Origin of the sequence: Komagataeibacter xylinus (assembly GCF_009834365.1) — a bacterium.
Lineage (GTDB): Bacteria > Pseudomonadota > Alphaproteobacteria > Acetobacterales > Acetobacteraceae > Komagataeibacter > Komagataeibacter xylinus_D.
Genome location: NZ_CP041349.1, coordinates 222,382 through 233,861, shown reverse-complemented (window position 1 = coordinate 233,861; position 11,480 = coordinate 222,382). Strand labels below are relative to the sequence as shown.

Genomic DNA, 11,480 nt, shown 5'->3' with positions numbered 1-11,480 from the left:
AGGGCCAGCAGCATTTCATGATTTGCAGAAACAGGGCCGATTGTCGCCACGATCCCAGGCGGGGAGGACTCAGGCAATGATCGTAGCTCCACCCGGATTTTTGCGGGGATCACGCCAGAAAGTACCACCTGCCAACCGGGAAGCAATTTCGGGAGGAATAGACAGTCTCCGGGGTATAGCCCCAACCGCTCACGCACGATATGCTGACCGGGCGAATTCAGGTTCTGGTCGAATGCAACAGGTTCTTCGAACTGTACGCGTTCAAAATCGTAGCTCCATGCAGGAAGCTGGAGTGCATCGGTGAGGATGGCCATCGTCCCGGCTGGATCGTTCACCAGACGGTCATAATCGACGATAATAAGATTATGCGCCATATCACCATGATAGGCTTCGTTGAAGGCTCGCCAGCAGAAGCCGAACGGACCGTCTGCCGCAAGGATGTAGTCTATGCGGCTGTAAAGATTGCCCCGGCGTTCGATGGGCACGATTTTTGATCCCAGCAGCGGATTTTTCTGAATGAGGCGCTCGAAAGAATCAATAATCCAGACCGGGTCCCTTACGCAGCAGATGACTTTGGAACCGGGAAAGAGTGCGTTTGCCAGTCCGAGACGGGTGCACCAGATGCGGCTGTTATCAATGATCATCGGTTGTTGACCTTCGGGCGCTGACAGCTTGCCGTAATAGTTCAGCAGCACGCCCTGCAGGACACGATCGCGGGTTTTGGTGTCAAATTCGGTCTGGTATTCTCCCTCGACCATGACTGAGGTGAGTTTAACGATCATTGGTGCAACGGGAGAAATATACCCCGCTTCGGCTACAACCGGATTCTGGCGTAGGATTGCGGCTAGCAGGGTCGAACCTGAGCGTGGCAGACCGGACATGAAGTGGACGAGCGGTGAAAGCATGAACACAAAGACCACAAAGTTCGCGATCTCCGCATTCTAGAATCTTGATAAATATGGCCTACTACCCATCCGGGTAGTCGATATGTTACAATATGTTTCAGTTGAGTTGTCCATACACATCATGGATGTATCAGGCCAAGTTGAATGGCGCGTACGACAGCCTGCACACGATTGTGGCACCCAAGTTTCTGCATCAGGTTCTTTAGATGATGCTTGACGGTATTGTCGCTTATCGAAAGAATGGAACCGATCTCGGTTGTGTCCTTGCCCTGAGCAACCCAAAGGAGACATTCTTGCTCTCGCTCTGTCACAAGCGGGCGGTCATCATGAGCCAGCAGTTTGGCGAGTTGACAATAACGCGTGTGATATTGACCAACAATCAGTTGAAGCAGTGCTTGCGTTCGGAAGTCGATCTCTTTTTCAGGGGAAGCCACACTCACCAGAAGTAGTATGCTCGGGGTTAAGTAAAACGGGATGGCGTGCCCAGTCTGAAAACCAATATCCCTGAATTCATTCATTATTTTTCGCTGGTCTGCATTCCGGATATAGACCTGCTTCCAGTCATAGGGCGTCAGGCCGTGGCTGACGGGATCTATGACGGGATCAATCTTCTGGTAATTATTCCGGACGTAGTGTTCCAGCCATTGTTCAGGATAGGTCGTGTCGATCAGGTAGCGCTCACCAAGCCTGGTCTTGTGGACTGTCCCCGCAGCATGAGCAAACGGCCCAAGTCGGGCCACGAGTGTCCGAAAAGACCGGTTCAGTTCATCTATTTCGGATGCCTGCCGCATTGCAGCAGCCAGATCGATGACGTTTTCGAAAAGATAGATCATTGTCCGGTCAACGACGCCTATATACAGTCATCACATCACGTGCCGGCACTACCATTTGAAACGCACGCCAGCGGTTACGGCGGCGGAGCCTACGTTGCTACCTGTATTGGTCTGTCGATGGCCACCAAATGCGTTTACGACGAGGTCCATGCCCTGTACGCCTTTTACGGGATAAGCTGCGGTGATCGTTGTCCCCTGCTCCAGCGGAATAGGGCTGCTCTGGCTATGTTCGATTGCAAAAGGACCAACATGATCCAAATTCTTGAGGCCGGGCGACGTCGTAAGCGAGCGAGGAGCGGGAGCGCTTTGATAAAAACTTTCCTGTAAGGTGCGCGAGTTCGGTGTTGCGGACGGATTGGAAAGCGGAATCGAATGCGGTGAAGATGACGAAGCGTTCTGGGGAGTAAAATAAGCGACCCCTGGTGCCTTGGCTGGCGTGGCAGATGCCTTCCATGGAATACCGAACAGGCAGAGCTGCAAGGTCAGTGGAGCGTATGTCCGAAGAAATAACACTGGTCGCATTCGCATCACAGTATGGTATCCTTCGAAAAGCATCATGTTTCCCCAACGACAACCGGGATATGTTTGCGGTCTGTTGTGCGTACGACACATATAGCGTGTAAATGCCTTGCTGTCCGTCGTGTGAGCATGCGGATCGAGGCGATCAATGTCCATGCGGTTGAGGACGCAATGGATTGTTCCCAATCTTTGGCGAGCCGCCTGCACCGTCCCAGCCAGGCGAATGTCCGTTCAACCACCCAGCGGCGCGGCAGGATCTGAAAGCCTTTCACCGTATCGGACCGCCTGATGATTTCGACCGTCCATTTTCCCATGGAGGCGAGCGCGGATCGCAATTTCTCGCCAGCATAGCCGCCATCAGCGAAGATGTGGCGCAGCCAGGGAAAGCGCCTGCGTATTGCCGCCAGGACATCAACGGCCCCATCACGATCCTGGATATCGGCGGCATGAACGAGGAGAAAGATCAGGAAGCCGCAGGTATCAGTCACGATATGGCGCTTGCGGCCCTTGACCTTCTTGCCCGCGTCATAGCCCGAAAGCCCGCCGCTTTCCGTAGTTTTCACCGACTGGCTGTCAATCACGCCCGCGCTCGGGGAGGCTTCACGCCCCTCGATCTCGCGCAGGCTCATGACCAGCACCGTATTCATGACCTCGAACAGCCCGGTATCACGCCAGGCGTAGAAATAGCGCCTGACAGTCGAGACCGGCGGAAAGCATTTCGGCAGCAGGCGCCACGCGCACCCGGCCGAGGCTATGTAGAGCATCGCATTGACCACCTCGCGCATATCCGTCGTGCGAGGGCGACCGCCCCGTTTCGCAGGGGGCACAAATGGCATGATCAAAGCCCATTCCCCGTCCATCATATCCGATGGATATCGCAGTCCTTCCCGGCTATGTTCACGTCGGGCAATACCAGTCCATGTCACCATTCACTCCATCTCTTCGTAAAGACGGATGAATCACAACAGGCTGGTATTGTTCAAAAACTTTCGGATCAGGCTCTAATGCGATTTGGTTCCATCAATATATATTTCGGTATATTTCTACACAAGCAGAAAAGTGACCTTATTGTGCGCCAGAAGTCTTCTTAGTAAAATATCCCAATATTACACTTGGATGGCTCACGAACTATAATGTAATATCATCTCGTTGTTTATATGTTTTTATTGTTCGTGACAAAGAAGTTATCTTACCCTACTTAGGGTAGCCTGTATAAACATGCTCGGAAAACCTCTGGTGCTCGTCTAGCAACAATCATGTCCCCTGAGACGATGATGCGTATATGTGTACAACCCAAACAGGCTGTTCCGTCCGACGCTGTGGTCGTAAATTGCTTTTCTTTTGGTCGAAGGACGTCTGCTTTATGGCGAAAAAGCCGGTGCCGCCGATTGAGCCCGATGACTGGGATGATGACGAGGCGGGTTTCCTGCAGCCCCTGGAGCCACCGCCGCCCGTCCGGGATCCGACGGATCTCAGGCCGCATACGCGCCAGCTCACCGACCTTCTCCGGGCCAGATTTCCCGACAGATGGGTCGGTGTGGAAATCGGCACGCTTCCGCTTCGGTGTGAGGACGACCTGCTCTCCGATTTCATCGACCTTGGCGATGGCCTCGGGGTTCGCCTCGATTATGATCCCGAGGAGCCGGAGCGGGTGCTCTGGATCAGTGCCGGCAACCGTGACCATGGTGGTGAGCCGCTCGATTTTCCCCGCGATAGCGAGGCCTGTCGCGGACGCATGCTTTCAACCGGGGAAATCGCGGAACTGCTCGATTTTCTCGACAGGGAGGCCGCTTACTGATGCCCGCTGGCATGGCAGACCAGCCCGATGCGCCGCCATGCGTTAATCAGTGTGCCCTGCGGCACGTTGCGCTCAAGATCGTGCAGCAGGGTTTCCAACTCGGAAAGGGAAAGGGTGCAGGCGACAAGCGCCGGTGACAGGACCGCAGTTCCCGTCATCACGACGTGGCTGAAGACCTGGATGGTCGGGTCCACGAGGCGGGCCAGCGCGTAGACGGCCCGGCAATGGGCGGCATTCTGCATCACCGGGCTGTAAATCAGCCGGGGCGGGGCGTCGGGCGCCTCGCCAGCAAAACGCTGTCGCCACCGTTCATCTTCCGGGTGTCCGGTCAGTTCGCCGCCATGCCGCTTTGTCTCCACGACATGGATGCCCCGCGGGCTGAGGAACAGGTGGTCAATCTGGGTGGTCCTGCCGTCACCTGTCGGCAGTATGGCGTTGTGCAGCACGGCCAGGCCGCTCCGGTCGAGTACGTGGGCTACGGCGCTCTCTCCTTTCTCGCCCTGGATGGCGGCGCGAAAGGACCGCCAGACCTGCGCCTCATGGGCCGTCAGGCGGCAGCTGCCGGGAGGCTTCACGCGATGACGTCGAAGTCTTACCACGCAGTCTCCCCCTGTGGTTCCATGGCCCGATAGCGTGTGCCGTATATATGTCTGTCATGCGACTGGGGCAGGAAATACCGGGAACCGCGTATGTTCCGGGTGAGAGTCCGGGTGCATGTCCGCAACGTGGATGCGGATCACCAACAGTGCCTGCTCAACCGCCAGCCTGAACGCAGGAGACCGGACAATCGGCGGCAGGCTCGTCCAGCTCCGCAGGGGATTCAGGATCCCGCCTGAACCCGGTATTCTCGTCCCCCCATTTCTTGAGGGCCATGATGACCGGCTCCAGGGTCCGTCCCCGCAGCGTCAGGCTGTATTCCACCTTCGGGGCACCTCGGCGTAGACCGTCCGCAGGACAAACCCGTCCTGTTCCAGTTCGCGAAGCTGCGCCGTCAGCATGCGCTGGGTGATATTGGGCAGGCGCCTGCGGATTTCGTTAAAGCGCAGGGTTCCCTCAAGCAGGTGGTAGAGGATCACCCCTTTCCATTTCCCGTCGATCAGCTGAAGCGTCGCTTCAACGGCACAGCCGGGACTGCAATCAAGTGATTTATGCCGGATACGGGCCATGACGGTATCATTTCCGATACTATGGGCGTTAAAAGTGCGTTCTTGTCCGAACCCAGCATAATGCTCACTGTTCTCCTTCATCAACACAGGAGCAGACATCATGCGCGCCGTCGGTTACCAGACGCCTCTCCCGATCGACAATCCCGCATCCCTTCAGGACATCGATCTGCCGAAGCCGGTCCCTTCAGAGCGGGATCTCCTGGTGGAAATCAGGGCTGTTTCGGTCAATCCGGTCGATACAAAAGTCCGCCGCAGCGCCACGCCGGATGCGGGTCGATGGCGGGTTCTGGGTTGGGACGCCGCCGGGATCGTTGTCGGCACCGGGCCTGACGTCACGGATTTTGCCATCGGGGATGAGGTTTTCTACGCAGGCGCGCTCGATCGCCCGGGAACCGATGCCGAATTCCACCTGGTCGACGAGCGGATTGTCGGCCGTAAGCCCCGTTCCCTGAACTGGGCTGAAGCCGCGGCCCTGCCGCTGACAGCGATCACCGCCTGGGAGATGCTGTTCGATCGCCTGGATATCCGTCGGTCAATCCCTGGCGTGAAGCCGGCCGTGCTGATTATCGGGGGTGCGGGCGGGGTCAGCTCCATCGCCATCCAGCTGGCCCGGGTCCTGACCGATGTCACGGTCATCGCCACCGCCTCCCGGCCAGAAACGCGCGACTGGGTGACATCCCTCGGGGCACATCATGTGGTGGACCACAGCAGGCCTCTTGCCGCGCAGGTCGCGGCCCTTCCGACCGGTGCGCCCGGCTTCGTCTTTTCCACGACGCAGACGGATCGGCATATGCCAGAGATTGTCGCGCTGATCGCGCCCCAGGGGCATTTCGGCCTGATTGATGACCCGGCCGCGCTCGACGCCCTGCCGCTGAAGAAAAAAAGCCTGTCGCTGCACTGGGAGCTGATGTTCACCCGTCCGCTGTTCGGCACAGCCGACATGGGCAGGCAGGGCGAGATTCTCAACGACGTCTCACGCCTCGTGGATGACGGGCGTATCCGCACCACGCTTGGAAGGAACCTCGGCCTGATCACGGCGGCGAACCTGCGGCAGGCCCATGCCCTGATCGAGAGCGGTCAGGCAAAGGGCAAGATCGTGCTCGAAGGTTTTTCGGGCTGAAATGGAGAAGACCATGACTGAATCCGCAAAAGCGCTCGTCGAGACAGGGTGTGGAACATGGGCGGAGAACAGGCCTCATGACTGATGAAGAGCATCTGATGACCCTGAACCGTACCGGTGGACGGTTCGATCTCAACAGGATTGCGGCAGCGTTCCCGCAGACCGCGGATACGATGCTGCTGGATACCTATCTGACCGACAGGCCTGAAGCCAGCATCAGGGTGTTCCGGATCTATCGGGACGTGCCGCCGCATTATCATACCCAGTGTGATGAAGTCCTCCATGTGCTTTCGGGAGAAGGGACATTCTGGATTGATGACCCGGCTGAGGAAGCGCCGTTTGTCCCCGGGCACCTGCTGGTCTTTCCGCGGCGTGCGGTGCATGCGGTGCCGCGTATCCTGCGTGATCCTGTCATTTTTCTTGCCATCGACACACCGCGTCGGGCACCGGATGACGTGGTGTTTGTCGATCCTGCCGAAGGCACGCCTTCCGGTTTCATCAAGAGTATCTGAAGTCATGTCGCGGGTCACAGACGAATGGGAGTTGTGTCCCTGCAGCGCATGCCCGCAAAACGCGGCGTAAGCCCAGGGCGTCTGGTTATAGCTGCCTCTCCCGGAAGGCCCGGTTCGGGAAACATCTCTGTTCAGCAGGAAAAAAAGAAAATCAGGGGCGGCCCCTTCGGGGTTCTCTCACTCTGGTTCGCTAAGCGGCTGCGCCGCTAACCTCACTGGAGCCCCCTGCGGGGTCTCCACGCTTTCGCGCAACGGTTCGACCGCTCGCCCGGGGGTTCTTTAGGATGAATACTTATGATATTACTGATAATTCCGCGATTAATAAAATGGGCATAAGGAAATAAAGGAAATAAAAACAGCAGTAAACTAATATTTACTTTTAATATATTGTCTTTCTTATTGTATTTATATTCTGTCTGTACTATTCTTTATTTGTGGAGAGGGAAATGGTTCCCGCCACAGACGCCCCGCCCGGTGCTGGAACACCGGACAGGGCTGACGCCAGACAGAAAGGTTAGGTTTCATGTCCAACGCTACCAACACAATGACCGCCGCCCTTGCTTCCGCGCAAGAGAAGAAAGCAGCCAGCAAGGCAAAATCAGGCCAGAAGGCCCCTGCTGCCCGCCGTTTCGAGGAAGCGGCCCGGCGCGCGCCTGTCATCACCATCGAGGCCGCCGAAGCCCTGATCCCCGTTCCCGACCAGATCACCAAGATCGTTTCCCATTTCGGTCTTGAGGACTTCGACGCCGACGCCCTCGCGGAAACGGCCCGGCAGGCTTTCACCGTCATCGCCCGCAGCCTCTCGCCCGTGCTGGTCGTGACCACATGGAACGGCGAGCAGAACGACAAGGGGCTGGAAATGCACCTCCAGCGCATGGCGGGCGCCGCTGTCGCGTCCGCCTTCGGGGCCGCCCAGTTCTATGACGCCAAGCGCGCGCAGGCCCGCGAACTGTCCTCACAGTTCAACGAGTATCGCGAAGAGGACCGGATGGGCGTCGACGGGCTGGAAAACAGGGCGGCCAACGCCCGCCGCTTCGCAGCCGAGCAGGGGATCAAGGCCGCCGCTCTGGTCGCGTCCGCCCGCGGGGCCCTTGCCGCCTACGAGGACATGATCGGCACCCCGTGGAAGCCCTACACGGCCAGCAACGCCCGCACCATCGACCAGCGGGCCGCAGCCGCCGAGATGGACGCCCTCGGCTTCTGACCGACCCGGCCGGACCCACGGCGGGTCCGGCCACCCACGGCTAGGTACCTTTCCGCAAGGATCGACCCGCATGAGCGAATATGAATCCATGGCAGACCGCGACGAAGCCCTTGAGCTTTCGCGTGCTGCGCCCCACCACGCCTGGGTCCTGACGGACCGGGACGTCTGGCATCGCAATCCTTTTTATCATGGCCCGGAAATGCCGCACCCCGAAGATGACGGCGCCCATGACTTTATTGCCGACCACGGCATCGACGCATGGCGGGAGGCGACCAGGGCCGCAAGGGCCGCAGCCATCGCCGCAGCCGAAGCGAAAGCGCGCGAGATCTCGGACGCCCCCGACCCCTGGTGGCCCGACGATCCAACGCCTTGAGAGACCACGCCGCAGGAGCCCGGAAACCGGGTTCCTGCTTCTGGTGTCCGGGGTCGCCATCGTGCTTGTAAAAAAATGCCCTGAAACCAGCATGTCGCCGCGAGGCGCCCGCCTCAAGCCCGCTACGCGCCGCGCTTCGCGCGGTGAGGACACGCCCCTTTCAGTGAACAGGGCCGCCCGGATCGCAGGGCGGTGCCCCGCGCTCCGGGCAACCCGGTTCACCTCAGGGGCATGCCCTCAGGCCTGACCCGGGCGCCTCGCGGCCCTCCCGGCGGGCAGCGGCCTTCCCTGATCCGCTCCCGGGGAAAACAATGTAGGCCATGCAGTATGCCGGACTGTGGAGATGACAAACCTACTGTGTCGCCCTGCCGAACATGAAGCCCAGCTTGCCGTCATTCATGATGTAGGGCGTGCAGGTCATGCCGGGATGGACCGCGTCGTAGGCTTTTAGCCATCTTGTCGAGACCCAGCCGGGACGCAATGCGAGATTCATGCTCCGGACGTAGCCGTTCGTAGGCGGTGCGTTCGTGGCGACCGGGAGTACCGCCAGCGCGGGCGCAAGGCTCGGGGCATCGTCCCGTGGTTCGCTCTGCAGCGGGATCGGATGCCTGAAATCCATCATGACCCGCTCAGGTGCATCAAGGGCCATGCATCTGTACCCGTCGAGCGCACGGACCGGGGTTCTATGCAGCGCGAAGGCCGGGTGGCTGATGCTGCAGGTGATGGCCGCAAGGATCGCGGCCCGGTGGGAAAACCTCATGCTGGACTCCTCGTCAGCCGGTCAGGATCGAACTGGACGCGGCACTGCCCATTTTTGCTGCGACCGCCGCGCGCCATTGGCCGACCGTGGTGGTTGAACTGATATTGTTCCCCGACATCGCCGTGCTCGATATGTAGGACGACATGAGGCTGCTGTCGTCGGCCGTCGCGATTTCAGCGCCCGCGCTCGGGCCAAAGTTATAATAGGCCCGGGCATCAAGGGCTGTCGGGTTGCTGATGCCACTCTGCTGCAGGCTGGTTGCGGCATCCTTGAGATACTGCGCTGCAGCCACTGCCTGCGTTGCCGGATCCTGCTGGCCCGCCGTGCCGCTGGTGATGGATGAGGCCAGCGAGGGGTCTGCAGCCAGTGCCTCTCCAAGGGTCTGGCTGTAGGTCCCGTTGCTCATCTGGAACGCGCCGGTGATCGTACTGCCGTTTCCGGCCGTGTAGAGGTTCTGGCAACCGGATTCCACCACGCAGGTCGCGGCCAGTGCTGAGGGATTGACGCCCAGCGCCTCGGCGTTCTGGGCTGCTGCATAGCCCCAGGACTGCTGGTATAGGGTCTCGAGCGCATCGCTGTCGGACGTGCCTGCTGTCGTTGTCTGGGTGACGGTGCCGCTTCCGCTGGTGGCCTGGGCTGTGCCCGTCGTGTCCGGGGTCCAGCCACCGAGCCCTGGTTCCTGATAGGTCGCGTTGACATGTGTCGGGAGGCCGCCCGGCACGTTTACTGTCTGTGCGTGCCCGATCGGTGGAACGAGGAGGCCGCATGTTACTAGGACCACGGTCGCTTGCGTCGTGCGGCGGCATGGAAAGGGGAGCCGGATCACCTTGGCCTCCTGTTGCGAGGCGGACAGGATCGGCCAGCATCATGCGACCTGTGTCAGTACTTCGTACGGCGTTTCGGTTCCGGCCCTGAGCGTGTCTATTGTGGACACGCTCAGGGCATCCGTCCGAGCGCAAATCCCGCTATCAGGACGATGGAACTGTATCCCAGGACGCGAAAGGCCGTCTGCAGGTTGTACCGTCTGGTCATGGCCGTGGCCTGGCTCTCGATGGCCCCCCTTAATCCTTTCGTCATATCCGCGGTGATCGCGAGGAGTTTCTTCTCAACCAGTTTTTCGTTGATGGTGCGCAGCGTGTGCACCGCTTCAATGCCGTCCCTGAGGTGACTGCGGATGGCGATCGTGTCCTGCGCCAGGGTTTCGCGCTGCTGTTCGGCCACCAGCCTGCTCTCGGCAACGGAGCGGATGGAGGCGCGCCTGGCTTCAATGCAGAGGGTGCCGATCTGGTCTATCGCTGCGACCAGCGCCGAAAGGACTTCGACTTCGGGCGCGATCGGACGCTCGACCCACTGGGCGGCGACCCGGCGCAGGTTCTCCATTCGGATCGCGAATTCACGGTCCGCCGCCTCGATGTCGCCCTGGGCTGCCATCAGACATTCTCCATCACCACGTCGGGCAGCCCCTTTGGCATCCGGGGCAGATAGTCCGCTCCGAGGTCGCGCAGGAAGAGGGGCACGTCCCGTTTGAGCCAGCGATTGACCCGTAGCCTGTCGAAGACCGAGCTTTTCGGCTGTCCGGGAACCGGCTTGTTCGCAGCAAAATCCATGAATGACTGCCCACGATCCGCGATTTTCTTCAGCCCGTTGATTGCGGGGAAAACTCCATGCGCGGCGCCTCGGTCCAGAGCGTTGAGCACCGCTTCGTTTTCGAGGATCTGGCTGACCGCCTGCGGTGTATCGATACCGACGGGAAGCAGGCCCTCATTTATGACAATAGCCGTGCGGGGCGGCAGGAAGCCATGCTGCTCCTGAAGGTCCTGCAGATAGTCGATGTCCGCATTCTCCATACCGATCATGAAGATCGTCACAAGCGAGACCCCGAGCTCGTCCAGCGCCGCGACAAGGGGAGATGAGCGGATCAGTTCGTGCATCGCGGTCCATCCTCCCCCGATGTCGAGAATCGCATCATGGCGGGATTCAACCAGCTTCTCGATCTGCCCTTCGAGCCAGGCAGCCTGCCCGGTCGGGGACATGCTGTCCGCTTCCAGAACCTGCGGACCAAGCGATGAAAGCGTATGCGAGCGGTTCATGGAATCCGTGTTCCAGATCTCCGGTCTGCCTCCCTGCTGGGCCGTGATCTCGGCCAGTGATTTGAGGAATGTCGTCTTTCCCACCCGCTGGCGCCCGATGGCGACGAGCAGGGTTGGGCGTGTCACCAGCACCGTTGGTTCTGCGGCGTCTGTGGTCGTGGCGGATGCCATGCCTTACTCCCGATGAAAACCGGGCTCCT

Annotated in this window: 13 protein-coding genes and 2 pseudogenes; 5 read left to right on the top strand and 10 right to left on the bottom strand. The window is 59.6% G+C overall.

The window, feature by feature from the left end:
• Positions 1–335: 335 nt before the first annotated feature.
• The 4 genes and pseudogenes from FMA36_RS17970 to FMA36_RS17955 form a co-directional block, all read right to left on the bottom strand.
• Positions 336–881 (bottom strand): annotated as a pseudogene (locus tag FMA36_RS17970) (sulfotransferase); the annotation flags it as partial.
• 143 nt (positions 882–1,024) lie between these two features.
• Positions 1,025–1,738, bottom strand: coding sequence for a helix-turn-helix transcriptional regulator (locus tag FMA36_RS17965; protein ID WP_159264133.1), 714 nt, complete (start codon positions 1,736–1,738; stop codon positions 1,025–1,027).
• 48 nt (positions 1,739–1,786) lie between these two features.
• A complete protein-coding gene (locus FMA36_RS19620; protein WP_159264131.1) occupies positions 1,787–2,296 on the bottom strand; it encodes a hypothetical protein in 510 nt (169 codons plus the stop codon).
• A complete protein-coding gene (locus tag FMA36_RS17955; RefSeq protein WP_159264129.1) occupies positions 2,293–3,186 on the bottom strand; it encodes an IS5-like element IS1031A family transposase in 894 nt (297 codons plus the stop codon). Before FMA36_RS17955 ends, FMA36_RS19620 begins: the two co-directional genes overlap by 4 nt.
• A 434-nt stretch (positions 3,187–3,620) precedes the next feature.
• On the opposite strand from FMA36_RS17955, the gene FMA36_RS17950 reads away from it, so the two are divergent.
• Entirely contained in the window at positions 3,621–4,055 is a 435-nt protein-coding gene (locus tag FMA36_RS17950; protein ID WP_159264127.1) for a hypothetical protein, read from the top strand.
• Here the strand turns inward: FMA36_RS17950 and FMA36_RS17945 are convergent.
• Together FMA36_RS17945 and FMA36_RS17940 are read right to left on the bottom strand one after the other, a co-directional pair.
• A complete protein-coding gene (locus tag FMA36_RS17945; protein ID WP_240906607.1) occupies positions 4,049–4,654 on the bottom strand; it encodes a nuclease-related domain-containing protein in 606 nt (201 codons plus the stop codon). The two genes, FMA36_RS17950 and FMA36_RS17945, sit on opposite strands and share 7 nt — an antisense overlap.
• A 154-nt stretch (positions 4,655–4,808) precedes the next feature.
• A pseudogene (locus FMA36_RS17940) lies at positions 4,809–5,221 on the bottom strand (winged helix-turn-helix transcriptional regulator).
• A 100-nt stretch (positions 5,222–5,321) separates the two neighbouring features.
• Between FMA36_RS17940 and FMA36_RS17935 the strand changes: the two are divergent.
• The 4 genes from FMA36_RS17935 to FMA36_RS17920 all read left to right on the top strand — a co-directional run bounded on the left by FMA36_RS17935 (position 5,322) and on the right by FMA36_RS17920 (position 8,430).
• Positions 5,322–6,341, top strand: coding sequence for a zinc-binding alcohol dehydrogenase family protein (locus tag FMA36_RS17935; protein ID WP_159264125.1), 1,020 nt, complete (start codon positions 5,322–5,324; stop codon positions 6,339–6,341).
• A 77-nt stretch (positions 6,342–6,418) separates the two neighbouring features.
• Positions 6,419–6,853: a cupin domain-containing protein gene (locus FMA36_RS17930; protein ID WP_159264123.1), complete on the top strand. Its 435-nt coding sequence runs from the start codon at positions 6,419–6,421 to the stop codon at positions 6,851–6,853.
• Positions 6,854–7,376: 523 nt separating this feature from the next.
• Positions 7,377–8,057: a hypothetical protein gene (locus FMA36_RS17925; protein WP_010511735.1), complete on the top strand. Its 681-nt coding sequence runs from the start codon at positions 7,377–7,379 to the stop codon at positions 8,055–8,057.
• A gap of 70 nt (positions 8,058–8,127) precedes the next feature.
• A complete protein-coding gene (locus FMA36_RS17920; RefSeq protein ID WP_159264121.1) occupies positions 8,128–8,430 on the top strand; it encodes a hypothetical protein in 303 nt (100 codons plus the stop codon).
• 352 nt (positions 8,431–8,782) lie between these two features.
• Here FMA36_RS17920 and FMA36_RS17915 read toward each other — a convergent pair whose 3' ends face one another.
• The 4 genes from FMA36_RS17915 to FMA36_RS17900 all read right to left on the bottom strand — a co-directional run bounded on the left by FMA36_RS17915 (position 8,783) and on the right by FMA36_RS17900 (position 11,451).
• Positions 8,783–9,190 carry a hypothetical protein gene (locus FMA36_RS17915; RefSeq protein WP_159264119.1) on the bottom strand — a complete coding sequence of 136 codons (408 nt, stop codon included), beginning with the start codon at positions 9,188–9,190 and terminating at the stop codon, positions 8,783–8,785.
• A gap of 13 nt (positions 9,191–9,203) precedes the next feature.
• Positions 9,204–10,016, bottom strand: a complete 813-nt coding sequence (locus FMA36_RS17910; RefSeq protein ID WP_159264314.1) for a hypothetical protein — start codon at positions 10,014–10,016, stop codon at positions 9,204–9,206.
• Between the two features lie 110 nt (positions 10,017–10,126).
• Positions 10,127–10,621 (bottom strand): hypothetical protein, encoded by a 495-nt coding sequence (locus tag FMA36_RS17905; protein WP_159264312.1) that lies wholly within the window; start codon positions 10,619–10,621, stop codon positions 10,127–10,129.
• Positions 10,621–11,451: an FAD-binding oxidoreductase gene (locus tag FMA36_RS17900; protein ID WP_159264311.1), complete on the bottom strand. Its 831-nt coding sequence runs from the start codon at positions 11,449–11,451 to the stop codon at positions 10,621–10,623. The genes FMA36_RS17905 and FMA36_RS17900 overlap by 1 nt, the downstream gene beginning before the upstream one ends.
• Positions 11,452–11,480: the final 29 nt, after the last annotated feature.